Origin of the sequence: Caballeronia temeraria, assembly GCF_001544795.2 — a bacterium.
Taxonomy (GTDB): domain Bacteria; phylum Pseudomonadota; class Gammaproteobacteria; order Burkholderiales; family Burkholderiaceae; genus Caballeronia; species Caballeronia temeraria.
The window spans coordinates 86,173-110,623 of the sequence record NZ_FCOI02000009.1; the positions used below are offsets into that span (position 1 = coordinate 86,173).

A 24,451-nucleotide genomic window follows, 5' to 3' on the forward strand; every position below is an offset into this window, starting at 1 on the left:
CGTAAGCGCGGGAACCCGCGCGCGCCATGAGACAATCTGCAAACTTTCCCGATGGGCTTTACCATGACGAACCGGGCTGGCGCGATTCGAATGCCGCCGCCCGGCGTCGTGGACTCGCAGATTGACCTATGAAAACCGCTTCTCCCCCGCAGGATGTGCAGGACCCGCAACACCGCTTCGGCGAATGCGACGAATGCGCGGATGTCGAACTCGTGGCGACCGCCACCATTCCGACGCGCTACGGCACCTTTGATTCGTACGTCTATCGCGTGAAGCATACGGACGTCGAACACATCGCGTTCGTGATGGGCGACGTGAGCAACGGCGACTCCGTGCTGACGCGCCTGCATTCCGAATGCGTGACCGGAGACGTGTTCGGCTCCTACCGGTGCGACTGCGGCGAGCAGCTCGATCTGGCGTTGCGCTATATCGCCGCGGAAGATCGCGGGATTCTGCTGTATCTGCGCGGGCATGAAGGGCGCGGCATTGGTCTCGCGAACAAGATTCGCGCGTATGCATTGCAGGAGCAGGGGCTCGATACCGTCGATGCGAACCTGCATCTCGGCCTGCCCGACGACGCCCGCGAATACGATTCCGCCGCCGCGATCCTGCGTTCGATGAACGTGAAGTCGGTGCGCCTGATGAGCAACAATCCGTCGAAATTCGACACACTGCTCAAGCACGATATTCCCGTCTCCGAACGCGTCGCGCTCGCCATTCCGATGCGCGAGGAAAACGAACGCTACATCAAGACGAAGCAGGCGCGCTTCGGGCATTACTTCGACGAGAACGAGTAAGCACGATCAAGGCGCGCTCACTGCGCGTCGTGAAAAATCACCCCGAGCATATGCCGCCGCCCCGCACGCAGACGGCTCACGCCATGCTTCATGTTCACGCGATACGGCCCGCGCGTACCCTGCACGGGCCGATGATGCACGGCAAAGAACACCGCATCGCCTTGCGCTAGCGGCACCACTTCCGCGCGCGACTGCATGCGCGGCCGCTGCTCGGTCATCACGAATTCGCCGCCGGTGAAGTCGCGGCCGGGCGCCGAGAGCAGGATCGCCATCTGAAGCGGAAAGACGTGCTCGCCGTACAGATCCTGATGCAGACAGTTGAAATCGCCGGGCACGTAGCGCAGCAACAGCGGCGTCGGCCGCGTCTGCCCGGCGCGATGACATCGCTCGATAAACGCTTCATGCTCGCGCGGATAGCGCGTCTCGATGCCCATCACCTCGTTCCACCGGTTCGCCACCGGCGCAAGATGCGGATAGACCGCGCGCCGCACATGCTCCAGCGTATCGGGCAGCGGATAAGCGAAGTATTTGTATTCCCCGCGCCCGAAGCCGTGGCGTTCCATCACGACGCGGCTGCGAAAGATGCCGTCGCGATCGTACAGCGCGGCGAGCGCTTCGCATTCGTCGCGTGAGAAAAGCGCGGGCGCCGTGGCGCAGCCGTCGCTGTCGAGCTGTGATTCGAGATCGGCCCAGTCGAGCGCGTCGATGCGTTCGCCGATATCGTCGGCCGTCGTGCGTTCGAGCACCTTCATGTCATGTCCCCGGATAAGCGTGAGTTCGACTGAAGTGTGCGCCAGCCGCGCCACGCACGCACTCCGCATCTTGCTGCGCAATTCAAAGTGCGATCGCGGGCTCCTCGAAGCGCGCCGCGAGCACGGCCTTGCGCGCGGACATCGTCGCGCCCATCGCGACGAGATCGATCTGCGTCGCGCGCACGGCCGGAAATAGCGTGGTTTCCTCTTCTACGATGTGATGCGCCGCGTTCTCCCTGAGCGATGTGAAGCTCGCGTCGAAACCGTCTTCGCCGGCGCTCAGGTTTGCGAGCCGTTCGATCATCGACGTCATCAGAAAATGTTCGACGTAGGCTTCGTCCACGTCGATACGGCGGTTCGCGGCGAGCGCCTTCTGCGCAACGGGATACAGCATTTCTTCCTCGACGATCGCATGGATCGTCAGCAGCGCGCACGCGCGTTGCACGAGCCTGTTCTTGCGTTCGAAATCGTTGCGATCGGTGCGTTCGAAGGCCTCGAATAATTGTTCGATGGCGCGGTGATCGGCTTCGAGCATGTCGAGCGCATCGGTGGGTCGCGGTGTCTGAGCGGCAGACATGTAGGTTCTCCAATTAGGGCTCTCTCGGCGCGGTGGGAACATCTGTGTGTTCGTTGAGGTGCCGGAAGCCAGCAAGACAAATGCCCGCGATTGACCAGTTAACGGCGGCGGCGCGCGCGTCTAAAGAGTCTGATCGTTCGATTCTTTCAGGTCACGTTGGCGCAGCACTTTCACCTGCCACCACGCGGGCAGCAGACGCCGCACTTCGGCGCGCGCGAAGCGGTCGTCGATCAGATAGAGCACGCCGCGATCGAGCGGCCCGCGGATCACGCGCCCGGCCGCCTGCACGACTTTCTGCAAGCCGGGAAAAAGATACGTGTACGCGTAGCCCTCGCCGAACGCCTCGTGCATGCGCGCTTTCATTTGCTGATTGACGGGGTTGAGCTGCGGCAGTCCGAGCGTGGCGACAAACGCGCCGATGAGCCGCGTGCCGGGAAGATCGATCGCCTCGCCGAACGCGCCGCCCAGCACCGCGAAGCCGATGCCGCGCCCATCGGCGACGAAGCGTTCGAGAAACTCGCGTTGCGCTGCCTCGCTCATGGCGCGGGACTGCTGCCAGCACGGAATCGACGGATGACGAAGCGCGAGCGCCGTCGCCACCTGCGTCAGATAGTCGAAGCTGCTGAAGAAGCTCAGATAGTTGCCCTCGGCGCGGAAGAACTGCGCGGCGATGAGATCGGCGATGCGATCCACCGAGCGTTCGCGGTCCCGATAGCGCGTGGAAAGATCGGCGATCGCGCGCACGTCGAGCTGATCGGCGGAGAAGGGCGATTCGACGTCGATCCGCACGCTCGATGCCGGCAAGCCGAGCGTATCGGCGTAGAAGTGCGCGGGCGTGAGCGTCGCGGAAAAGAGCGCGACGCTATGAGCGCGCGCGAATCGCGGCGCGAGATGCGGCGCCGGAATCACGTTGCGCAGGCATAGCGTGGCGTTGCGCTTCTTCGCGCTCGAACTTGCGCCGCTCAGCGTGATATCGAAGATCGAATGCGAACCGAAACGCTCCGCGATGCGCGTGAAATGCACCGCGTCGAAATAGAAGCGCAGGGTGTCGGGCGTAAAGGCGTCGGGCTGTTCGCCTAGCGTTTCCGTCATCAGCGAAACGGCTTGACCGAGCGCGGCCAGAAAGCGCGCGGGCGGCTCCGTATGCGCCGCGTATTCGATGCCCGTCGCGTGCTGCTCGCTGGCCGTTTCGCCCCAGCTTCGCGCGACGCGTCCGAGCGCGCGCTTGAGCACGGGCGGCGCGCCGCGGCGCATCGCGTTGAACGCGGCCTGATCGAGCGTCGCCGAATACATGCCGCGCGCGCGTTCGACGAGGTTGTGCGCTTCGTCGACGAGCACGGCCACGCGCCAGCGATTCGCCTCCGCGAGCGCGAAGAGCATCGCGCTGATGTCGAAGTAGTAGTTGTAATCGCCGACGATCACATCGCTCCAGCGCGACAACTCCTGGCTCAGATAGTACGGACAGACCGCGTGCCGGCGCGCGACCTCGGCCACCGCTGCGCGATCGAGCTGCGTGCATTCGAGCGCGTCGGCGCGCGCATCGGCTAAACGGTCGTAGAAGCCGCGCGCGAGCGGACACGATTCGCCATGACACGCGCGATCCGGATATTCGCAAGCCTTGTCGCGCGCGACGAGTTCGACGACGCGCAAGGGTTTCGCGGCGAGCGTCGTCAGCGCATCGAGCGCGAGTTGCCGTCCCGCGCTTTTCGCGGTGAGAAAGAAGATCTTGTCGAACTGCTGGCCCGGCCACGCCTTGAGCAGCGGAAAGAGCGTGCCGACCGTTTTGCCGATGCCCGTCGGCGCTTGCGCGGCGAGACACCGCTTCGACGCCGCCGAGCGATACACCGCTTCCGCGAGCGCGCGCTGGCCGGGGCGGAAATCGGCGTGGGGAAACGCGAGCGTTTTCAACGTTTCGTTGCGCGCCGCGCCGTGCGCCAGTTCCTGCCGCGCCCACGCGATAAAGCGCTCGCACTGCGCCTCGAAATGCGTGGCGAGCGCGGCGGCCGTCTGCGTTTCGACGAGCACGCTCTCGGTCTCGTCGACGATATCGAAATACACGAGCGCGATCTCGATGGCTTCCAGCCCGAGCTTGCTGCACATCAGATGCCCGTAGACGCGCGCCTGCGCCCAATGCAGATGCCGATGATTCTCCGGCATCGAATCGAGCTTGCCGCGATGCGTCTTGATCTCTTCGAGCCGGTTGCGCGCGGGATCGTAGCCATCCGCGCGGCCGCGCACGCAGAGCGGCCCCGAGGTTTCCGACAGCGAGATTTCCTTTTGATAGCCGGCCGGCCGCCGGTTCGTCACCGTCACATGGCCCGCGACGCCTTCCTGCGCGCTCGGCGTCGGCGTGAAGCGCAGATCGAGATCGCCCTGTTTCGCCGTGAACTCGCACAGCGCGCGCACGGCGACGGTGTAGGCGGGCTCGGGTACTGTATGCATGTACAGCAGTCTAGCAGCTTCAACACGCCGCGCGCAGCAGCGCTCCGAGCGTTTTCATCGCGCTTTCGATCTGCGGCGACCACGGATGACCGAAGTTGATGCGCACGAAATTTCCGTATGCGTGACGCGCGGAGAAGATCGGCCCCGGCGTCACGTTGATGCCGTGTTCGAGCCCGCGCCGATGCAACTGCATCGCGTCGACATGAGCGGCGAGTTGCAGCCACAGGAAGTAGCCGCCGTCGGGCCGCACGAACGCGACATCCTGCGGCAGCCAGCGCGCGATGGCGTCTTCCATCGCGTCGCGTTGCGTGAGAAGCGCGCCGCGCAGCTTGCGCAGGTGCTTGTCGAAGCCGCCGTGCTGCAAGTAATCGGCGACGCCCGCCTGAATCGGGATGCTGGTCGAAATGCTCGTCATCAGCTTGAGACGCCGGATCGCGCCGGCGAAGCGGCCCGCCGCGACCCAGCCGAGCCGGTAACCGGGCGCGAGCGTCTTCGAGAGCGACGCGCAATGCATCACGAGCCCGTTTGTATCGAAGGCTTTCGCGGGCGGCGGACGATCCTGCGCGAAATGCAGCTCGCCGTAGACATCGTCTTCGATGAGCGGAACCTCGTGCTTCGCGAGCAATGCGACGAGCGCGCGCTTCTTCTCGACCGAGAGCGTCGCGCCCGTCGGATTCTGAAAGTTGGTCATGAACCAGCACGCGCGCACCGGATGCTTGTCGAGCGCTTCGGCGAGCACATCGAGATCGAGACCGTCGTGCGGATCGACCGGAATCTCCACCGCGCGCAAGCCGAGATGCTCGACGGCCTGCAACGCGGCATAAAAGCACGGCGACTCGATCGCGACGACATCGCCCGGCTTCGTGACGGCCATGAGGCAGAGCGTGAGCGCTTCCATCGCGCCGTTCGTGACGATGAGTTCTTCCATCGGCTGCGCGATACCCATGCCGATATAACGCAGCGCGATCTGCCGGCGCAACGCCTCGTTGCCCGGCGGCATGTCGATCACGGTGCTCCACGGATCGAGCATGCGCGTCGCGTGCGCGAGCGACTTCGCGAGCCGCTGCAACGGAAAGAGCGACGGCGACGGAAACGCGGAACCGAGCGGCACGACATCCGGACGCTTCACGGCATCGAGCACGGAGAACACGAGACTGCTCACGTCGATGGGCGCGGGTTCCGCGAGCGTCGCGTTCTCTTTCGGCGCGACGGCGGCGCCAGGCGCGACGTAATAGCCGGAGCGTTCGCGCGCGCGAATCAAGCCCCATTCTTCGAGCAGGTAATACGCGCGAAAGACCGTCGATTGCCCGACACCGTATTGCGTCGTCAGATGCCGCACCGAAGGCAGCCGCGCGCCGACGGGCAAGCGGCCCGCTCGAATCTCGGCGGCCATCGTGTCGGCAAGGGCTTGGTAGCGCTTCATCGCGTGCGTGGGTGAGAGGGCGCGAAATTGTCTCATACGGATTCTCGAAGGAATATCCGCGCCTCGCCGCGCGTTTAATGGACAAGCGGCTTAATCGCCGCGCCTGGCTTTTCAATCCTTTCGGAGGTGGTTTCATGAAGCTCGCCAGAATCGCAACCGTCATGCTCGCGCTGCTCGCCGGTCTCCTTGCAGGCTGTCAGACCGATGGCTCCTCAGGCGCATCGGGCACGACATCGAACAGCGGCAGCAGCGGCGGCTATTGAGCACGCACACGCTGCCGCCGGGATTGCCGCCGGCGCAGTTTCGCGCGGCGCTCGCGGCGTTCACGTCGGCGCTCGGCAGCGATGCGGTGCGTGCGGACGATATCGCTTCGTATCTCGATCCGTTCGCGCCCGGCGATGCCTCCACACACGCGCCGTCCGCCGTCGTATTGCCGAAGGATGTCGATGGCGTGCGCGCGGCGTTGGCGGTCGCGAATCGATATCGCGTGCCGCTCTGGACCGTATCCACGGGACGCAACTTCGCTTACGGCGGCGCCGCCCCGCGCATGAACGGCTGTGTCGTGCTCGACTTGCGGCGGATGAACCGCATCATCGAAATCGACGAGACGCTGGGCTACGCGCTCGTCGAGCCGGGCGTGACGTATTACGACCTGCATCGCGCGCTCGGCACGCCGCGGCGTTTCTGGCTCGATCCGCCCGCCGCCGGTTGGGGCAGCGTGATCGGCAACACGCTCGAACGCGGCTATGGCACGACGCCTTACGGCGATCACGCGGCGAATCAGTGCGGCATGGAGGTCGTGCTCGCAAATGGCGATGTCGTGCGCACCGGCATGGGCGCGATGTCGTCGAGCCGCGACTGGCAGGTGTTCAAGGGCGGTTTCGGGCCGTCGTATGACGGCATGTTCATGCAGTCGAACTTCGGCGTCGTCACGAAGCTCGGCATCTGGCTCATGCCCGCGCCCGAGGGCTACATGATCTGCCGCTATGCGTTCGCAAGAGATGACGATCTTGAGCGCATCGTCGATACACTGCGGCCGCTCAGGATGGACGGCACGATTCAAAGCAACGCGGTGATCGAAAGCGCGGTGCGCTGGGCGGCGGGCGTGTCGACGCGCAAGCAATGGTTCGACGGCACCGGCGCGATGCCCGACGAAGCCATCGACGTCATGGCGCGCAAGATCGGCATCGGGCGCTGGAATCTGCGCTTCTGCCTGTACGGGCCGCATGCGCTCGTGCAGGCGCGGCGCGACATCGTGCATGCGCGCTTCGCGGCGATCGCGGGCGCGACGCTCTTCGAGATGCCGTATCGCGATGCATCGGTCGAGCCGGAAGGCGGCGGCGATCGCGCGCAAGTCGGCATCCCGGGTCTCGAAGCGTTCAGCTTGCTGAACTGGCGTGGCGGCTCGGGCGCGCATATCGATTTTTCGCCGGTTTGCCCGCCCATCGGACGCGATGCCGTGAAGCAGGTCCGCATGGTGCGCGAGCGCGCCGCGCAATTCGGCTTCGATTACTACGGCGGTTTCACGGCGGGCGAGCGCGCGATGCATCACATCTTCGCGGCGATTTTCGATCGCGACGATCCGAAACAATCGCACGATGCCGGCGCGCTGATCGAAACGCTCATCCGCGATGCGGGCGCGGCGGGCTACGGCCAATATCGCGCGCATCTTTCGTACATGGACCTTGCCGCCGCGCAATACGATTTCAACGATCACGCGTCGATGCGGCTTGCGAACACGATCAAGACGGCGCTCGATCCAAACGGCATTCTGTCGCCGGGCAAGCAGGGCATCTGGCCCGCAGATCGCGGGGAAAAAGACCGATGACGACGACACGGCGCACGTTTCTCATCGCGACGGGATCCCTGCCGTGGATGCCGTTCGGCGGCGCGATGCGGCCATCGACGCGCACGTGGGTCGTCGACGAAGGTTTGCCGCAAAGCCGCGTGCTCGTGCGGCGCGCGCATCTGACGGGCGCGCGTATCGCGTCCCTTTCGGGCGATGCGGGCTGGCTGTGGATCGAACGCCTGTCGTCGTCGCAGGCGATCGGCGGCATCACGCGATTTGCCGATGCATTCGTGCTGTCACAGCTCGGCGCGGACAACGGCATGCGCGCGACGCGTCATCGGGCCTTTGACAACGGCGCCGTGCTCTGGACGATCGAGCGTTGCTGAAAGCGGTTCGCTAAAATGGCACGCGTCTCAATATTGCCGCGCACGGATGAAACGATGAACGCCACGGACACACGCACGATCGCCGACTGGCACGCGCATATCTATTTCGATGCCGCGAGCCGCGACGCCGCGTGGCAGCTTCGGCTCGTGATCGAGCAACGGTTCGCGAGTGAATTGCAGGGCGGCGCGCTGCGTCTCGGCCGTTTTCACGAACGGCCGGTCGGACCGCATCCGATGTGGTCGTTCCAGCTCGGGTTCGGCGATGAACTGCTCGCGCCGATGCTCGCATGGCTCGCGCTGAACCACGGCGCACTCGATGTCTTCATGCATCCGAATACGGGAAACGCGCTCGTCGATCATCGCGATTCGGCGGTGTGGATCGGCCGTTCGCACGAACTCGTGCTGAAAAGTCTGGGCGGCTGAAAGCGTACGCAAAAAAGAAAAAGGCGGACCGCGTCCGCCTTTTTCCGAAACAGCGGGGCGCTTACTTTTTGGCGCTGGCCGTTTTCGGCGACACTGCGCGCACAGCCGTCTGGCTTGCGACGGTGGCGTCGTTCTGCGCGGCTTCGACCACTTGCTTCGCGGCTCGCTTCGCTGCTTCGTAAGCCGAATTCGCCGATTCTGTCGCGGCATCGATCGCGGTCCGCCACGCCGTCACGACGGCTTCGCTGCCGACGGGCGCGTTGCTCGCGAGACTTTCGACGAGCGCCTGCACATTGCGCTGCGACTTCTCGATCTGATCCTGCGCCGCTTCCATGTAGCCGCCGCGCACGCCCGCCGCGATTTCATAGACGCCGAGCCAGTACGCCTGCACGCGCTGGGCGCTGTCTTGCAGATGCTGGTTCTGAAGCGCGAAGAATTCCTGCGGATCGCGCACGGAAAGCGTTCTGGCGACGAGCGCCTGATGCTCGTCGAGCGCCGTCCTGATGGTGCGCACGTTCAGGTCGATCAGCTTCTCGAAACCCCCGACGGCTTGTGCGGCGACACCGAAGGTCGTGTCGACACCCGCCTTTTGTGACGCGATTACATTTTCCGGTGCAAGACTGCTCATGCTCGACTCCATAAGGAAGTGTCCAATTGATTGCCCGATGAATTTGTGCAATGCAGCGAACGACCCATTTTAAGGCAAGCGCGTGAAGTGTCAATTACGTTTTCCCGGCTTGACTTTAAATCATTCCACCGATTAATCAAAAATCGCGGTGATGCAAAGGCAAATGAGAAGGCCTATTAACGGCAATGAGTTTGTCCGGACATCACATAATCCGAACGATCATTTGATTTTCGGCAATATTGCCGAAAAAGAAAAATCCCGACCAGTCCGGAAGGCGAATGCCCGTTCGATAAAACCCCGCTCGCCCAATGGATATGCGCATCTCATCGTAAACACCTAAGCCAAATCGTCGCGAATGCGTTGTTTCCCCACTTGACGCATTGATGTGTCAATTGAAAGAATCTCGCACTGCAACACGCGCGATGGAGACACGGTATCACACGGTATTCCTGTCACTGCTCCGTCATCGTGAATCAGTAGGATTCACCTCGCGCGAAACAGCCGGCGCTGAACGGCATAAATATATAAATCGAGAGATTGAAAGAAAATGGGGCGACATTCCCAAACCCTTGGCCACCTTGAACGCAGTCACGAAGACAACGCTTTGCGGCGCGCCATGGCCGCACGACTCGACCGGGCCTTGCAGAAGGCCAACGTCAGTTCCGCAAAAGCCGCCGGCTGGCTCGACGTAAGCGAGCACGACGTGCAATTCTGGCGGCGCGGAATCACGGTTCCGCCGTTCGCGGCATTTAACCGCATCGCGAAGACGCTCGACATCGATCCGCACTGGCTCTGCACGGGCCAGGCGCAGCACGCGCATTCCGCCGACTGAGCGTTTTCCGAACGTCAGACTTCCGTCGATACGGCCGGCGCCGGCTTGCGTCCATGCAGGACCACGGTGCCGATGCCGCTCGCCGCGATCACGCACATGCCGATCGCCATCCAGAGGTCCGGCGCCTGTCCGAACAGCAGCCAACTGAAGAGCGCGGCGAACGCGAGCTGACCGTAGCCGAGCGGCGTCAACACGGAGAGCGGCGCGCGTTTCATCGCCTGCAACATGAGTCCGTGGCCGGTGGTCGCCATCGTCGCCATGAAGACGACCAGCAGCCAGCTTCCGAAGCGCACCTGCGCGATCGCGGGCAGCGTCTCCGCCTGATCCATCCACACGAGCACGCACAGCATGAGGGTCGCGACGAGCGCCGTGAGGAAGTTGGTCGTGATCGCATCGTCGACGCGTGAAAGATGGCTCGACACCACCTGAAAGCACGCGAACGACGTCGCCGCGCCGATCGGATAGATCACGGTCCAGCTGAACTGACTGCCGCCCGGGCGCACGACCAGCAGCATGCCGATGAAACCGACCGCGACCATCGCCCATTTGCTGCGCGGTACGTCGTCCTTCAGCACGAGCGCGGCGAGCAGCGTGGAGATGAGCGGCGCGAGCATCGCGAGAGACGTGGTGACCGGCAGCGGCAGATGCCGCAGGCCCGCGAACGTGCATGCGGAATTGGTCAGCAGCAGCACGGCGCGCACGATCTGCAGCTTCACGCTGCCTGTGCGAAAGAGCCCGAACGCACGGCGGCGCACTTGCCACACGCCCATCACGATCATCTGAAACAGATAGCGCACCGAGAGTAGCGCCAGCAGAGGGACCGCGGTGCCGATCAGCTTGACGGTGGAGTCGCTTGCCGCGAAGGTCGCCGTCGTCAGGATCATGATGACGATACCGGCGCCGCTGTTATCGGTATCAATCCGGTATCGCGCCTTGCCCTCTAAGGTTGCCATCGAACTCTCATGTAGTGAATGAACGGCTTTTTTAGGCCGTTGCTTCAATTCTCCCGACAACCCAGGGCGCTGGCAAGGCGACAGTAAAGTTCTTTTCCGCCGTGTTGTGCATAGGTCACGACGCTGTAAATGTACTAGACGGTTCGAACAATCGCGTGCTTCGCGCATTGGACATGATGAACCGGTCGTGCTATTCGACGCTGATTCTCATATCGATTTAAGACGCGGATTAGAGCTTTCCTAACGTCCACTCTCTACTATGACTTCAACGCCGAACAACACAGAACGAGCAGCCGCCATGCAGAAGAAACGTCTCTTCCTTGCCGCCGCGATCATGTCGATGAGCCTGATCGTGTTCATGTCGATGAATAGCGGTCCGAGCGCTGCCGGCATGTTTTCAATCACCCGTGCGGCGCCGCAGCAGATGTACGCGATCGATTCGATCGTGATGTTCGAGCAGTGAGGTGTCGGCGGTAAGAAAAGCAGTCGGGTAGCAATGCAGTACGAAAGAGCCGGACGCATGCGTGAGCATCCGTCCGGCTTTTTCATGCTCGTGTAAAACACGTTCGAACAAGCATGCGCGCCCGCACATTATTTCGCTCAAACGTCTTGCGCCCGAGGATTTGCGGCCTACACTTAAAGTAGTTTCTCAACTGCTTCGAAGGAGGCAACAATGAGAACGAGAACTCGCGAAGTGGTGCGCATGCTCGCGACCTTCCGCCATTCGGCGCATTGCCGAAGTTTGCGCGCGGCCGCGGCGGCGCAGGAAGCGCGCGATCTCGCCAACGAGCCTTCACCCGACGATGCCCCGGAAGAGGACGAGCGTGCCGAACCCGACATGCCGTCCCTCATCCGCAAGCCGCGTCCGGGGATGCATTGAGGCGCATCAAGGCGCGTTCGCTTCACACGCCTGCCGGATTCCTGAATGGCGAAAAGCGCCAGTGGCCGCTCGCATCCTTCACCGCGATCGCGCCATGCTCGTGCAGCACCTCGCCGACGGCGCCCGGTTTGATGTCATCGGTCATGCGAATGACGAGCAAGGTGCGCTGCGGCGTGGTGTCATCGGCGTACGGCGTGGGCGGGCGCTGTGCCACTGGCTCGTGCGGCACGAACCGGTTGCACGCGCCGATCACGCCCTGATGCTCGCCATGTGCGGCGTACTCGGCGTCATCCTCGTCGTGCGCGGGCGGCAGAAGCGCATCGATGTCGATTTCGCCGCGTCCTGCCCGGTAAAGATGCGCGTCGTCGCGTCGTAATCCTGCGAGCTGCAATGCGCGAAGCGCGTCGTGTCCATCCCGATAGGATGCGAACACCCCTACTATCACCTGATTCATCGTCGCCCCCTCTGTCGGTCAGCATCGATATACGCGGACCAAGCAACCGATGCCATCTGCGCGGTCTTTCATTTCGTGTTTCGCGCTCTTCGATTCTTCAGAAGAACTTCAGCAACGCGCGTTCCCGCATGAAGGTTTTGAAAGCGATGCCGGCGATGATCAAATCGTCCGCAGGTTGCGACCCTAACGGCTATCACCTAAAGTAACTGAGCTTCTATCCCGGATCCGCGCGTCACACGACGCGCTCTTCGCGAGGTTCGAATGACTGCCAAAGCCTGTGCCTGGGTTCTCGTGCTGATGGCAGGGTCCGCCGCAGCGGCGCCGTGCTACAACGACGGCGATGTCGTCACGCTCGAAGGCACGGCGACTCGCCAGGCCTCGCATGAAGCCGATGCCTCCGCGAAGCCCGCGTGGGTGCTTTCGCTATCGAGCCCGGTATGCGTAGTGAGTGCTAGCACGGGACAAGGCGGCGGGCGGCAGCAATCGAATGTGTCGGCGGTGCAGATCATCGATGCGACGCCCACCGAGAACGCACGCATCCAGCTGACGGGCAAGCTCGTCACGGGCAATGTCAGCAGCTACTACGCGGTGCCCACCGCGATCTGGGTGCTCAAGCAGCGGGTGCTGTCGGGACAATAGTTCCGCTCGCCCGCATGGGCGATGCATCGAAACCCGCGAGAAGTGCGAACGATCAGGCGGCTTTCGCGTGAGCCTGAGAGCGCCAGTATTCGGCGACGACAATATGCAGCGGCTGATTGTCGAGCTTGCGTTCCTCGGCGAACCGCATGATGGCGTCGAGCTGTGCGCCGGTGCAGCGGAATGCTTCGCGGCGCGTGGCCGTCTGGTTTTTCTTGTGCGTGGTCATGGCAATCCTTTTCTAGGACCTTCCCCGACAGGGCAGGCTCGTTCGACGGGGCGGCCCGTGCGCGCGAACACTGTCTGCTGCTTCCCTATTAAGCCGTAGCCGCGCATGCGCGACCGGCTGTTAGCGCACATAGCCGTCGAGACATCGCAAGAAGCGCAAAGCGCGGGCCAGATCGCGCCAGCGCTTCACTCGCTTCGTTTGCTTTCGCCGCTGGAATAAACCTTTCGGCTGCGCCGTTTAGCATGCGTGAACCCGCGCTGGAGTCGAGATGCGGGACGAGGGAGGAGGAGCCTGTGAGCGTCGATCAACACGCGCAGAAGGAGCTCGCGCACATTGGGCGGATGATCGCGGAACTGGAGCGGCTCGCGACCGACGCGCGCGGTGGGCCAACGCGATATGCCGTCATGCGGCAGGAGTACTGGCAGCGGCGCATCGATGCGCTGACGATCACGTCGACGAACGCACCGTTGCGTCGCGATGCCGCCGCGCTGCGCGAGCGTCTGGCCGACGTTTTCGCCGATGCGCACGAACGCAACACGGGGCACGCGGGAGACCCGGCGCGGGAGACCGGCAGCAGAAAATGAAGCGAAGCGATGCGCGTGGCGGCGCGTGTGCATGAAAGCATGAAAGCACGCGCCGCCTCCGCGTCAACCCGTCTGCTCGACGGGCGTCACGTCGATATCGAGCTTCTGCGTGCCGCGCAGCACGGCGATGTTCACCGGCTTGTCGATGCGAGATGCATCCAGCGTGCGCTGCAAACTATCGACGCTATCGACGGCGATATCATCCACCGCGACGATCCGGTCGCCCGTGCGCAATCCCCCGATTGCGGCCGGACTGCCTTTCACGATCTCCATCACATGCACGCCGCTCGGCGACGCGAGCGCGAAAAAGCGCTGCACGCGCCGCGAGATCGGCGTCGTCGTGCCCGCCACGCCGATATACGCGCGCCGCACGCGCCCGTGCGCGAAGATCTGCATGATGACCCACTTCGCCGTATCGATCGCGGTGGCGAAGGAAATGGCCTGCGCGCCGGAGATGATCGCGGTATTCACGCCGATCACTTGCCCTGCCGAATTGATGAGCGGCCCGCCCGAATTGCCGGGATTGAGCGCGGCGTCGGTCTGGATGACATCGTAGATCATGCGGCCCGATGTCGAGCGCAGCGTTCGCCCGAGCGCGGACACGACGCCCGTCGTGACGGTCTGCGCGAGCCCGAGCGGATTGCCCACCGCGATCGCGATCTGGCCGACGCGCAGGCTGCCCGAATCGCCCAGTTCGACATGCGGCAGCGGCTCCGGCGAGCCGATGCGCAGCACCGCGAGATCGCTCGCGGGATCGTCGCCGACGAGATCGGCATCGAAGCGCGCGCCGTCGGCGAGCGTGACGACGATATGCGTCGCGCCGTGCACGACGTGGCTATTGGTCAGCAGATAGCCGTCCGGCGTGAAGATAAACCCCGAGCCCGTGCCGCCGACATGGCGGCGCGCGCCGCGTGCGTCGGCGAGCTGACGCTCGACTGAAATGAATACAACGGCTTGCTGCACGCGCTCGAGCGCGCCGATGACCGTGCGCGAATACGCGTCGAGCAGGGCGCTATCGTCGATACGGCCGAGCGGGGCGGAGGGCGCGGCGTCCTGCGCGCCGCGCGCAAGATCGTCGATGAATTGAGGCCGGCTTCCCATGTTCCTTGAACTCCCGATGTCTGGAAGCCGACATGCGGGTCGCCGATGCCTATTTCAAGAGATCGTTGCGTTTGCAAGCAGTTTCATCGGCCCGAGCGTTTCGACGACATCGCGCTGCGCGTCGTCGCGCACGAAGAGCGAGCCCGCGAAGCCGAGCGCATTGACCGCGACGCCCTCGACATGCGACACGCTGCGCGGCACCGCAAGCATCCAGCGGCGTGTGACGAGCAGGTTATAAGGCGCGCTCTGATGCGCGATGCCCATGACATCGAGCGGATGCACGCCGATCGCGTCCAGCAGTTGCAGATAGGTTGCGTGCACGTTCGCGATGCTGTCGTCGTCGAGCCATGCGGCCGCGTGCGCGAACGCGAGTTGCGGCGCGCGAAAGATGCCGTGCGTGCGCGCTGCTTCGATAGCGGATTCGATCGGCAACGCGTGGCCATCGAGCGGCAGCGGCACCATCTGCAAATGCTTGTGCGGCTGACTCGATCCAGCGACCGTGCCGCCGTTATAGAAGCCGAGTCCATCGAAGCGATCGAGGCACGCAAAGAGCGCGGCGAAATCAGCTTCGCCGATGAGCGCTTCCTGCTGCTCGAAGTCCGTCGTCACGATCAGCAGATGATGCGCGAGCACGTTGAACTTGTTGAGCAGGAGAAAGTGCCGTTCGCCGATATCGCCGACACGCAGCGCTTCCTCGCATGGCGAAAACGGATCGCGCCATTCGCTCGCGGCATCGGCGGCGGACTTCGCCGCGAGCTTCGACGCCTGCTCCTTGCGCGCGATGTTCGCGGCCTGGCGCACGAGAAAGCGCACGCCGTGGTCTTCTATCACGCTTTGCGCCGTATCGAACGAACGCAGCGCGCCGCATGCGAGCGCGCGTTCGGTCTGCGCGGCAACGTCCTGCCATGAAGGGGCGTTCATGTGCGCCATGCTTCTCCTTTCTGGAATTCGTATCGTTCGAGCGATGCCGCGTGCATTTCGATGCTGTAGCCGGGCGCTTGCGGAGGCATATAGCGTCCGTTCCGGATGACGACGGGATCGAGGAAGTGTTCGTGCAGATGATCGACGTATTCGAGCACGCGCCGATCGAGCGAACCCGATACGCAGATGTAATCGAACAGGGAAATATGCTGCACATACTCGCACAAGCCGACGCCGCCTGCATGGGGACACACCGGCACGCCAAATTTCGCGGCCATCAGCAAGACGATGAGCACTTCGTTCAGACCGCCGAGACGGCAGCTATCGATCTGACAAAAGTCGATGGCTTGCGCTTGCAGCAGTTGCTTGAAGATCACGCGATTCTGGCAATGTTCGCCCGTTGCGACGCCGATCATCGGTGCAAGACGCTTGCGGATCGCGGCGTGGCCGAGCACGTCGTCCGGACTCGTGGGCTCTTCGATCCACCACGGATCGAACTCGGCGAGCCGGCGCATGTTCGCGATGGCTTCATCGACTTCCCATACCTGATTCGCGTCCATCATCAGCTTGCGCTCCGGGCCGATCTCTTCGCGCAGAATGCGCGCGCGGCGGATGTCTTCATCGAGATTGCCGCCGACTTTCTGCTTGAAATGCGTCCAGCCCGCCGCCACGCCTTCGCGTGCGAGGCGGCGAATCTTGTCGTCGTCGTAACCAAGCCAGCCGGCGGATGTCGTGTAAGCGGGAAAGCCTTGCGCGAGCATTTCCTTTTCTCGTTCGCCGCGTGTGGCATGCAGGCGCTTCAACAGCGCGAGCGCTTCGGATGGCGTGATCGCGTCGGTCACATAGCGGAAGTCGAGACACGCGACGAGCTGTTCCGGACTCATGTCGACGAGCAGTTTCCACACGGGCTTGTTCTCGCTCTTCGCCCGGAGATCCCAAACGGCGTTGACGACCGCGGCGGTCGCGAGATGAATCACGCCTTTCTCGGGGCCGATCCAGCGCAACTGACTATCCGATGTAACGGCACGCCAGAACCCGCCCATATTCGCCGCGATCGCTTCGATACTTTTGCCGACGACGAGCGGCGCCAGCGCCTCGACCGCCGCGACGACGACCTCGGTGCCGCGCCCGATCGTGAACGTTAGGCCATGACCCGCGAGTCCGGGCGCATCGGTTTCGAGTATCACGTAGGCAGCCGAATAATCGGGCGCGGCGTTCATCGCGTCGGAGCCATCTAGCGAGCGCGAAGTGGGAAAGCGGATGTCGCGTACGGAGAGCTTCGTGATGCTGGTCATGGTCATCTCCTCGGTTTCAACGGAGTCCTTCATACAAGCGCGAATATGCTGCAATGCAAGGCCCGAAACGACATTGACAACGCGTGTTTCACCTCCTAGCCTGCTAGCATGTTAGTGCGAAAACAAGGGCGGCGTGAGCTCATCGAGGAATGAAAACAGTCTTGCCGCCGACCCTTACCGCGCATTGCCCCGCTTGCACGGTTCGGAGCGTGGCAGCCTCACCGACGCGGTCGAGGAGGCGCTGCGCGCGGCCATCGTCAATCTGGCGATGGAGCCCGGCATGATGATCGACAAGCTCGCCGTATGCGAGCGCATGGGCGTATCGCGCTTTCCGGTTTCGTCCGCACTGGCGAAGCTCGCGGCCGCGGGTCTCGTCGAAGTTCTGCCGCAACGCGGCACGCGCGTCATGCCCATCGTCATGCACGACATACGACAGCATCTGTTCATTCGCAGCGCGCTCGAAGTGGAGACCGTGCGCTCGCTTGCGTCCGCTTGCGACGACAACACGCTCGACGCGATCGACGCCAATCTCGAACGCGAACACGATGCAGTGCAGCAAGGTCTGCGCCGCGAGTTTCATCTGCTCGATCTCGCGTTTCATGAGTTGCTTCTCGATGCGATCAATCTGCCGCGCGTGAAGGAGATCGTCGCGGCATCGCGCAATGCGCTCGATCGCGCGCGCCGTCTGATGGCGAGTCCCGAGCGCCACGCGCATACGCTCGCGGAGCATAGACGTATCGCCGCTGCGATTCGCGCACGAGACGGAGAAGCCGCTGCTCGCGCGATGCACGTTCATCTGGATGAAGTCGTCGCGGAGTTGCGGCGCTTTTCCATCGAAAGACCGGATTTGTTCAGGGAGTAGGAGACAAGGAAAGACAAGAAGCGCAGTCAACCGCAATGGAGGAGACAGACCATGAACCTGTTCAAGCAAGCGGGCGCCGTGACGGCGCTTGCGGCCGCATGTCTCGCAGCGACGCCTGCAATGGCGGCCGAGGACTTCAAGGGCGTGACCATCAACGTGATGACCTTCGTCGGACCGCAGATCGCCGAGCCGCTGCAACGCCGCGCGCCCGATTTCGAGAAGCTGACGGGCGCGAAGGTGAACGTGCTGACGGTGCCGTTCTCCGATCTCTATCAAAAGCTGTTGACGGACTGGGCTTCGGGCACGAACTCCGTCGATGCGGCCGTATTCGCGCCGCAGTGGATGGTCGATTACACGAAGGGCGCCTTCCTTGAAGACCTCACGCAGCGCGTTGCGAAGGACACGGCGTTGAAGGAAGACGACGTGATGCCCTTCTTCGTCGACTTCTCGCAGAAGTACAACGGCAAGACCTATCTCGTCGCGCTCGACGGCGATTTCCAGATGGTCTATTACCGCACGGATATTCTTCAGCAGCTCGGCAAGGAGCCGCCGAAGACCTGGGACGATTACCTCGACATCGCGAAGGCGGCCAATGGCAAGGTATTCGGCGGCGACGGCAAGCCGGTCGCGGGCTCGTGCATTTCGAAGAAGCGTAACGCGCAAGCGTATTGGGCGATCATCTCCATCGCGGGCGGTTATCTGCAATCGAAGGGCACGGCGCAAGGCGCGTTCTTCGATCCGCGCAATTTCAAGTCGCTCGTGAACAACGACGGCTTCAAGGAAGCGCTGCGTGTCTACAAGGAATCGACGACGTACGGGCCGCCCAACGAAATCAATCTCGATGTCGGCGATACGCGCAGCGCGTTCATCTCCGGTCATTGCGCATTGACGCTCGACTGGGGCGACGTCGGCGTGCTCGCCATCGATCCGAAGCAATCCAAGGTGATCGACAAGGTCGGCGCGGTGATTCTGCCGGGCTCGCGCAAGGTGGTCGATCGCGACACGGGCAAGCTCGTGCCGTGCGACAAGACACGCTGCCCCTATGCGATCGACGGCGTGAATCACGCACCGTTCGCGGCATTCGGCGGCTGGTCGGGCGGCATCAACGCGAAGGCGAAGCCGAAGGTGAAGGACGCAGCCTACGCGTTCCTGTCGTTCATGAGCCAGCCGGCGCAATCGAACGTGGATGTGACGATCGGCGCATCGGGCTTCAATCCTTACCGGCGCTCGCAATTCACGGATATGTCGGCGTGGAAGAAAGCGGGCATGAGCGACGCGGCCGCGAAGTCGTATCTCGGCGCGATTCAACAGAGCCTGCAAAGCCCGAACATGATCATCGATCTGCGCATTCCGCAGAATCAGCGCTATGAACAGGTCGTGCTCGATACGGCGGTCGCGCGCTTCGTCGCGGGTGAAATCGATGCGGACGCGACGATGAAAGCCATCGACAGCGGCTGGAGCGAAATCACCGACGATCTCGGCAAAGACACCCAGTTGCGCGCATACAAGGCGTCGATCGGCGCGAAGTAAGGGGCAAGGGCGAGCGCGCCGATTCGCTGCGCGCTCGCCTCATCATGGAGACAGGATGAATACGCAGTCGCACGCATCGTCCGTCATTGCGAACGAACAAGGCTCGCGCGCGCGCGTCGCGAACTGGCTCGACCGGCAGGCGCCCTTCGTGTTCGTGCTGCCGACCGTGCTGCTGATTCTCGCGTTCTCCATCTTTCCGCTCGTGACCTCGGCTTATCTTTCGCTCACGCGGTTCGAGCTGGGCGAGGGCGGCTATCAACTGACGTTCACGGGCCTGCGCAATTACGTGCGGCTCTTTTCAGGCAGCCAGCAATATCACTTCACCGGCGTTTTTCGCGCGCCGGGCATCGTCAGCATTGCCACGATGGTGGCGGCTGTCCTTGCGGTGATCTTGTGGTTCTATCGCTACTTCAAAAGCGAACATCGCTCGATAATGGGAACGCTCGGCCGTCTGATCGCGGCGGCCGCGTTTCTCGCGCTCGTGTGGCTCGCGGCGAACACGCTCGGTGGCGGCGGCGCGCTCGGCAGCCTCATGGTGACGATCTTCTATGTCGTGCTCGGCGTCGCACTGCAATTTCTTCTCGGGCTCGGCCTTGCCTATCTGTGCACGCTGCCGCTCAAGGGCGGGCGTTTCTTTCGCCTGCTGTTCTTTCTGCCGCTGATGGTGACGCCTGTCGGCATCGCATACATGTTCCGCATGATGGCCGATACATCCGTCGGCCCGCTCGCGCCGTTGTGGTCGTGGCTCGGCCTCGGCCAGATCGCGTGGGCGGCGGACCCGTGGCTCGCGCGGCTCGTCGTCGTGATCGGCGATACGTGGCAGTGGGTGCCGTTCATGTTCCTCGTGATGCTCGCGGCGCTAGAAGGCACGTCGCGCGAACAGATCGAGGCGGCGCAACTCGATGGCGCATCCGCGTGGCGCGTGTTCCGCGATGTCACATGGCCGTCGATCGCGCCGGTTGCTGCAAGCGCCGTGCTGATCCGTCTGATCGAAGCGTTCAAGATCGTCGACTTGCCGAACGTGCTGACCAACGGCGGACCCGGCATCGCCACTGAATCGATGACGCTGCATGCGTTCATCGAATGGCGCGCACTGAATCTCGGCGGCGCATCGGCGGTGGCTTACATGCTGTTCTTCGTATCGACGATCGCATGCGTGTCGTTCTTCCAGTTCGTCGTGCGGCGCGCGCGGGGAGATCAGTGATGAGTTCGCTGAAACGCTGGTTCGTGCCCGCGCGTCTGGACGAGTTGCCGGTCGGCGCGAAGGCGATCGCTTATGTGCTGCTCGGGATATGGTCGCTTGTCGTGCTGTTTCCGCTTTACTGGATGGCGATCACGTCGTTCAAGCTGCCGGTGGATGTATCGACGGGACCGTTCTACATTCCGTTCGTCGACTTCAAGCCGCATCTCGACGCGTGGCATTACATCTTCGTCGATCTCGGGCCGGACACGTATCGGCCTTATATGAATTCGCTGGTCATCGCGTCGTGCGGTACGGCGGCTTCCGTGTTTCTCGGTTCGATGGCCGCCTATGCGCTCGCGCGCATCGAGTATCGGCCACCCGTCGCGGCGGTCGGTCTCGGCGTGCTGTTGATCGCGTTGCTGATCGCGGCTGTCGCGTGGGGTCATGTCGATCTGCGCATTGCGCTTGCTGTTGCATTCGCGCTCTTCTTTCTGGTGTTGCGCCCGATCGTGCGGCGCGCGCGCAGACATTTGAACAACGACGACATTCTGTTCTGGGTCGTGTCGCAACGCATTCTGCCGCCCGTCGTCACGGTGATCCCGATCTATCTCATCTTCAAGGATGCCGGACTGCTCGACACGCATCTCGCGCTCATCATCACGTATGCGACCGCGAACTTGCCGATCGTCGTGTGGCTCATGTTCGATTTCTTCGATGGCGTGCCGCGCGAGATCGAAGAGAGCGCGCAGATCGACGGCGCGACGCGCTTCTCGATTCTCTTCGGCATCGTGTTGCCGCTCGTCGCACCGGGTCTCGTCGCGACGAGTCTGCTCGTGCTGATTCTCTCGTGGAACGAGTACCTTTTCGCGCTCTTTCTGACGACAGCGAAAGCGCAGACGATGCCGCTGCTCGTTGCCGCGCAGAATGCGACGCGCGGTCCGCAATGGTGGAACATGTCGGTGCTGATACTCATCATGATCCTGCCGGTGATGCTGCTGACGCTGACGCTGCAGCGCTTCATCGTGCGGGGCATTCTCGTGGGAGCCGTGAAAGGATGACGGTCATGGATAGCGAGGCGGTGAAGGTCGACGACGCCCGCCTGACGAAGATCGCGGCGGCGCGCCAGTCGAAGAGCGTGTCGTTGAGAAACGTCGGCAAGATGTTCGGCGATACGCGCGTGTTGCGAGACCTTTCGCTCGATGTGCAGGCGGGCGAATTCCTCGTGCTGCTGGGCGAATCGGGCTGCGGCAAGACGACGGCGCTGCGCATCGTCGCGGGGCTCGAGTCGGCGACGGAAGGTGCCGTGTTCGTCGGCGATACCGATGTCACGCATCAACTGCCGCGCGATCGCGATGTCGCGATGGTGTTTCAGTCGTATGCGCTCTATCCGCACAAGACGGTGTTCGAGAACATCGCGTATCCGCTCATCGTGAGAAAGCGCCCGAAAGCCGAGATCGCTGCCGCCGTGCGCGAAGTGGCCGCGAGCGTGCAACTGGAGCCATTGTTATCGCGCTTGCCGCGTCGGTTGTCGGGCGGACAGCGTCAGCGCGTGGCGCTCGCGCGTGCGATCGTGCGGCGGCCTGCTGCGTTTCTGATGGACGAGCCGCTTTCCAATCTCGATGCCAAACTGCGCGGCCATATGCGCGCAGAACTCAAGCACATGCAGCATGAGCTCGGCATCACGACGATCTATGTCACGCACGATCAGATCGAGGCGATGACGCTTGCGCATCGTGTCGCGATTCTCGACAAGGGCGCGCTGCAGCAACTCGATACGCCTGCGCGCATCTATTCGGATCCGGCGAATCTTTTTGTGGCGGGTTTCATCGGTTCGCCGCCGATGAACTTTCTGCGCGGCACGCTCACGCAGGGACGTTTCGATGCTTCCGGTATCTCGCTTGCCACGCCGGTTCGTCATGAAGGCAAGATGACGCTCGGCGTGCGTCCGGAGGAATGCTCGCTCGTGGCGGCAGGCGAAGGCGAATTGCAGGGGCGCATCTATTCGGTGGAGCTGATCGGCGATCATTCGCTCGTCACGATGAACGTCGGCGAGCAACAGGTGGTCGTGAAGGTGCCGAATACTTTCGCGGGTGAAATTGGCGGTGCTGCGGGTGTGCGTTTGAATCGCGAGCGCATTTATTTCTTCGATGAAAGCGGTGCGCGCATTCGCCAAACCGTTTGATATCCGTAAGCCTTTTTGCGTGAGGCAGAGCGTTCCTGTGCGTGTCGTCTATATTGGATTCATGGCGATCCGATAGGGAGGTGCGAGATGAGGCGCATCTATTTTCTGCTTCCGAGTGTGGCGAGCGCAAAGGGGATCATCGACGAGCTGTTGCTCAAGCGTATCGAATGGCGGCATATCCATGTGCTTGCGCGGCCTCACGAGCCGCCGGAGGACTTGCCGCAAGCGACGCTGGTTCAACGTAGCGACCTTCTGCCTGCGCTCGCGCGCGGAACGGCTGCGGGCGGGGTGACGGGGGTGCTGGCAGGACTCGTTGCGATGGCGTTTCCGCCGGCGGGTTTGACGATCGCGGGCGGTGCGGTTGTTTGCATGACACTGGCCAGCATGGGGTTTGGCGCGTGGGCCGCGACGATGATCGGAGTCGGGATTCCGAATACGCGGTTGCGGCGGTTTGAACATGCTATTGAAGATGGCGAATTGCTGATGATGGTCGATGTGCCGAAGGATCGTGTCGAGGAGATTGAAGCGCTCGTCAAGAGTCATCATCCGGAGGCCGATGTCGAAGGGGCCGATCCTACGATTCCGGCGTTTCCTTGATATTTTTTGTTTTTGCCGCCGGATCCCGTTTTCTTTGTGGTCTGTTAGCCCCGCACAGGGGCAGTGCAAATGGACCAAAACGAAAACGGGATCCGGCGAAAAAAACAAAAAGGGCGCAAATTCTGATGCGATAAGATCACACGCGCGAAAACCGATCAACGTACAGAACGCAATAAAAAGAACGAGCGTTCCAAATACCGAGGAAGAAACCCCGATGCGCCGTGTGGTCTTCAATCAAAAGGGTGGCGTAGGCAAATCCACCATCGTTTGTAATCTCGCCGCGATCAGCGCTTCCCGCGGTCTGCGCACATTGGTCATCGACCTCGACCCGCAGGGCAACGCAAGCCAGTACCTCCTAGGCGCAGAATCCCGCGAGGCCCAGCCAAACCTTGCAAGCTTCTTCGAATCCGCATTGAGCTACAGCTTTCGCGAGCCGGCCTTCGAGTCATTCATCCACTCGACGCCGTTCGAGAACCTCGACATCGTGCCGTCGCACCCGAGCCTGGAAGCGCTGCAGAGCAAACTCGAATCGCGCTACAAGATCTACAAACTGCGCGATGCATTGAAGGGCCTGCAACAATACGATGCCGTTTATATCGACACGCCGCCCGCGCTCAACTTCTTCACGCGCTCCGCATTGATCGCAGTCGAGCGCTGCCTGATTCCATTCGATTGCGACGACTTCTCGCGACGCGCGCTCTATTCCGTGCTCGATAACGTGCAGGAAATCCGCCACGATCACAATCCGGATCTGAGCGTCGAAGGCATCGTCATCAACCAGTTCCAGCCGCGTGCGAGCCTGCCGCAGCAACTCGTCGACGAACTGCGCGGCGAAGATCTGCCCGTGCTCAATTCGCACCTCTCGCTCTCCGTGAAAATCCGCGAGAGCCATCAGCACGCGCGTCCGATGATCTACCTCGAACCGCGTCACAAACTCGCGCAGGAATATGTCGCGTTGCACGAGGAACTGAACGGCTGACACGCGGCTTCTTTTC

At 62.6% G+C, this 24,451-nt stretch carries 28 protein-coding genes; 17 read left to right on the forward strand and 11 right to left on the reverse strand.

The window, feature by feature from the left end; genetic code table 11:
- Nucleotides 1-128 precede the first annotated feature (128 nt).
- The gene (gene ribA, locus AWB76_RS15330) at nt 129-797 is read left to right on the forward strand and encodes a GTP cyclohydrolase II (protein ID WP_061160980.1); all 669 of its coding nucleotides are present in this window, start codon (nt 129-131) and stop codon (nt 795-797) included.
- A gap of 17 nt (nt 798-814) precedes the next feature.
- Here the strand turns inward: ribA and AWB76_RS15335 are convergent, their stop codons facing one another.
- The 4 genes from AWB76_RS15335 to AWB76_RS15350 form a co-directional block, all read right to left on the reverse strand.
- Entirely contained in the window at nt 815-1,549 is a 735-nt protein-coding gene (locus AWB76_RS15335) for a 2OG-Fe(II) oxygenase (RefSeq protein WP_061161125.1), read from the reverse strand.
- A gap of 82 nt (nt 1,550-1,631) precedes the next feature.
- Entirely contained in the window at nt 1,632-2,126 is a 495-nt protein-coding gene (locus tag AWB76_RS15340) for a hemerythrin domain-containing protein (RefSeq protein WP_061160981.1), read from the reverse strand.
- A gap of 120 nt (nt 2,127-2,246) precedes the next feature.
- Nucleotides 2,247-4,568, reverse strand: coding sequence for an ATP-dependent DNA helicase (locus AWB76_RS15345; protein WP_061160982.1), 2,322 nt, complete (start codon nt 4,566-4,568; stop codon nt 2,247-2,249).
- Between the two features lie 19 nt (nt 4,569-4,587).
- The gene (locus AWB76_RS15350; RefSeq protein ID WP_061160983.1) at nt 4,588-5,991 is read right to left on the reverse strand and encodes an aminotransferase-like domain-containing protein; all 1,404 of its coding nucleotides are present in this window, start codon (nt 5,989-5,991) and stop codon (nt 4,588-4,590) included.
- 134 nt (nt 5,992-6,125) lie between these two features.
- Here AWB76_RS15350 and AWB76_RS42705 point away from each other — a divergent pair, with 134 nt between their 5' ends.
- Genes AWB76_RS42705 through AWB76_RS15365 form a run of 4 tightly spaced genes read left to right on the forward strand, consistent with a single transcriptional unit; the run spans nt 6,126 to nt 8,589 of the window.
- Nucleotides 6,126-6,254, forward strand: a complete 129-nt coding sequence (locus tag AWB76_RS42705) for a hypothetical protein (RefSeq protein ID WP_268811676.1) — start codon at nt 6,126-6,128, stop codon at nt 6,252-6,254.
- The gene (locus AWB76_RS15355; protein WP_061160984.1) at nt 6,251-7,819 is read left to right on the forward strand and encodes an FAD-binding oxidoreductase; all 1,569 of its coding nucleotides are present in this window, start codon (nt 6,251-6,253) and stop codon (nt 7,817-7,819) included. The genes AWB76_RS42705 and AWB76_RS15355 overlap by 4 nt, the downstream gene beginning before the upstream one ends.
- Nucleotides 7,816-8,166, forward strand: coding sequence for a hypothetical protein (locus AWB76_RS15360; protein ID WP_061160985.1), 351 nt, complete (start codon nt 7,816-7,818; stop codon nt 8,164-8,166). Before AWB76_RS15355 ends, AWB76_RS15360 begins: the two co-directional genes overlap by 4 nt.
- Before the next feature lie 54 nt (nt 8,167-8,220).
- Complete coding sequence (locus tag AWB76_RS15365) at nt 8,221-8,589, forward strand: DOPA 4,5-dioxygenase family protein (RefSeq protein WP_061161126.1); 369 nt, start codon at nt 8,221-8,223, stop codon at nt 8,587-8,589.
- Between the two features lie 61 nt (nt 8,590-8,650).
- Here AWB76_RS15365 and phaP read toward each other — a convergent pair whose 3' ends face one another.
- On the reverse strand, nt 8,651-9,217 hold the full coding sequence (gene phaP, locus AWB76_RS15370; RefSeq protein ID WP_063936355.1) for a TIGR01841 family phasin: 567 nt from the start codon (nt 9,215-9,217) through the stop codon (nt 8,651-8,653).
- Nucleotides 9,218-9,833: 616 nt separating this feature from the next.
- Between phaP and AWB76_RS15375 the strand changes: the two genes are divergently transcribed.
- Nucleotides 9,834-10,049 (forward strand): helix-turn-helix domain-containing protein, encoded by a 216-nt coding sequence (locus tag AWB76_RS15375; RefSeq protein ID WP_082864450.1) that lies wholly within the window; start codon nt 9,834-9,836, stop codon nt 10,047-10,049.
- Nucleotides 10,050-10,063: 14 nt separating this feature from the next.
- On the opposite strand, the gene AWB76_RS15380 is transcribed toward AWB76_RS15375, so the two are convergent.
- On the reverse strand, nt 10,064-11,002 hold the full coding sequence (locus tag AWB76_RS15380) for a DMT family transporter (RefSeq protein ID WP_061160988.1): 939 nt from the start codon (nt 11,000-11,002) through the stop codon (nt 10,064-10,066).
- A gap of 298 nt (nt 11,003-11,300) precedes the next feature.
- Here AWB76_RS15380 and AWB76_RS40920 point away from each other — a divergent pair, with 298 nt between their 5' ends.
- Both AWB76_RS40920 and AWB76_RS15385 read left to right on the forward strand, forming a co-directional pair.
- Nucleotides 11,301-11,465, forward strand: a complete 165-nt coding sequence (locus AWB76_RS40920) for a hypothetical protein (RefSeq protein WP_157696132.1) — start codon at nt 11,301-11,303, stop codon at nt 11,463-11,465.
- A 210-nt stretch (nt 11,466-11,675) separates the two neighbouring features.
- On the forward strand, nt 11,676-11,882 hold the full coding sequence (locus AWB76_RS15385; RefSeq protein WP_074171357.1) for a hypothetical protein: 207 nt from the start codon (nt 11,676-11,678) through the stop codon (nt 11,880-11,882).
- Between the two features lie 22 nt (nt 11,883-11,904).
- On the opposite strand, the gene AWB76_RS15390 is transcribed toward AWB76_RS15385, so the two are convergent.
- Entirely contained in the window at nt 11,905-12,336 is a 432-nt protein-coding gene (locus AWB76_RS15390; protein WP_061160990.1) for a hypothetical protein, read from the reverse strand.
- Nucleotides 12,337-12,597: 261 nt separating this feature from the next.
- On the opposite strand from AWB76_RS15390, the gene AWB76_RS15395 reads away from it, so the two are divergent.
- Nucleotides 12,598-12,975, forward strand: a complete 378-nt coding sequence (locus AWB76_RS15395) for a hypothetical protein (RefSeq protein ID WP_061160991.1) — start codon at nt 12,598-12,600, stop codon at nt 12,973-12,975.
- 52 nt (nt 12,976-13,027) lie between these two features.
- Here AWB76_RS15395 and AWB76_RS40925 read toward each other — a convergent pair whose 3' ends face one another.
- A complete protein-coding gene (locus AWB76_RS40925) occupies nt 13,028-13,201 on the reverse strand; it encodes a hypothetical protein (protein ID WP_157696133.1) in 174 nt (57 codons plus the stop codon).
- A gap of 293 nt (nt 13,202-13,494) precedes the next feature.
- Between AWB76_RS40925 and AWB76_RS15400 the strand changes: the two genes are divergently transcribed.
- The gene (locus AWB76_RS15400; protein WP_061160992.1) at nt 13,495-13,785 is read left to right on the forward strand and encodes a hypothetical protein; all 291 of its coding nucleotides are present in this window, start codon (nt 13,495-13,497) and stop codon (nt 13,783-13,785) included.
- Nucleotides 13,786-13,848: 63 nt separating this feature from the next.
- Here AWB76_RS15400 and AWB76_RS15405 read toward each other — a convergent pair whose 3' ends face one another.
- Genes AWB76_RS15405 through AWB76_RS15415 form a run of 3 tightly spaced genes read right to left on the reverse strand, consistent with a single transcriptional unit; the run spans nt 13,849 to nt 17,102 of the window.
- Nucleotides 13,849-14,886, reverse strand: a complete 1,038-nt coding sequence (locus tag AWB76_RS15405) for a S1C family serine protease (RefSeq protein ID WP_061160993.1) — start codon at nt 14,884-14,886, stop codon at nt 13,849-13,851.
- A 54-nt stretch (nt 14,887-14,940) separates the two neighbouring features.
- Nucleotides 14,941-15,816: an ATP adenylyltransferase family protein gene (locus tag AWB76_RS15410; RefSeq protein ID WP_061160994.1), complete on the reverse strand. Its 876-nt coding sequence runs from the start codon at nt 15,814-15,816 to the stop codon at nt 14,941-14,943.
- Entirely contained in the window at nt 15,804-17,102 is a 1,299-nt protein-coding gene (locus AWB76_RS15415; RefSeq protein WP_061161127.1) for an L-fuconate dehydratase, read from the reverse strand. The genes AWB76_RS15410 and AWB76_RS15415 overlap by 13 nt, the downstream gene beginning before the upstream one ends.
- A 133-nt stretch (nt 17,103-17,235) precedes the next feature.
- Here AWB76_RS15415 and AWB76_RS15420 point away from each other — a divergent pair, with 133 nt between their 5' ends.
- From AWB76_RS15420 to AWB76_RS15450, 7 genes are all read left to right on the forward strand, one after another.
- Nucleotides 17,236-17,964: a GntR family transcriptional regulator gene (locus tag AWB76_RS15420; RefSeq protein WP_061160995.1), complete on the forward strand. Its 729-nt coding sequence runs from the start codon at nt 17,236-17,238 to the stop codon at nt 17,962-17,964.
- Between the two features lie 51 nt (nt 17,965-18,015).
- A complete protein-coding gene (locus tag AWB76_RS15425) occupies nt 18,016-19,494 on the forward strand; it encodes an extracellular solute-binding protein (protein WP_061160996.1) in 1,479 nt (492 codons plus the stop codon).
- A gap of 55 nt (nt 19,495-19,549) precedes the next feature.
- Nucleotides 19,550-20,698 (forward strand): carbohydrate ABC transporter permease, encoded by a 1,149-nt coding sequence (locus AWB76_RS15430; RefSeq protein ID WP_061160997.1) that lies wholly within the window; start codon nt 19,550-19,552, stop codon nt 20,696-20,698.
- Nucleotides 20,698-21,735: a carbohydrate ABC transporter permease gene (locus AWB76_RS15435; RefSeq protein WP_061160998.1), complete on the forward strand. Its 1,038-nt coding sequence runs from the start codon at nt 20,698-20,700 to the stop codon at nt 21,733-21,735. Before AWB76_RS15430 ends, AWB76_RS15435 begins: the two co-directional genes overlap by 1 nt.
- Before the next feature lie 5 nt (nt 21,736-21,740).
- On the forward strand, nt 21,741-22,859 hold the full coding sequence (locus tag AWB76_RS15440) for an ABC transporter ATP-binding protein (RefSeq protein ID WP_244173374.1): 1,119 nt from the start codon (nt 21,741-21,743) through the stop codon (nt 22,857-22,859).
- An 87-nt stretch (nt 22,860-22,946) separates the two neighbouring features.
- On the forward strand, nt 22,947-23,456 hold the full coding sequence (locus AWB76_RS15445) for a hypothetical protein (RefSeq protein ID WP_061160999.1): 510 nt from the start codon (nt 22,947-22,949) through the stop codon (nt 23,454-23,456).
- Nucleotides 23,457-23,670: 214 nt separating this feature from the next.
- A complete protein-coding gene (locus tag AWB76_RS15450) occupies nt 23,671-24,435 on the forward strand; it encodes a ParA family protein (RefSeq protein WP_061161000.1) in 765 nt (254 codons plus the stop codon).
- Nucleotides 24,436-24,451: the final 16 nt, after the last annotated feature.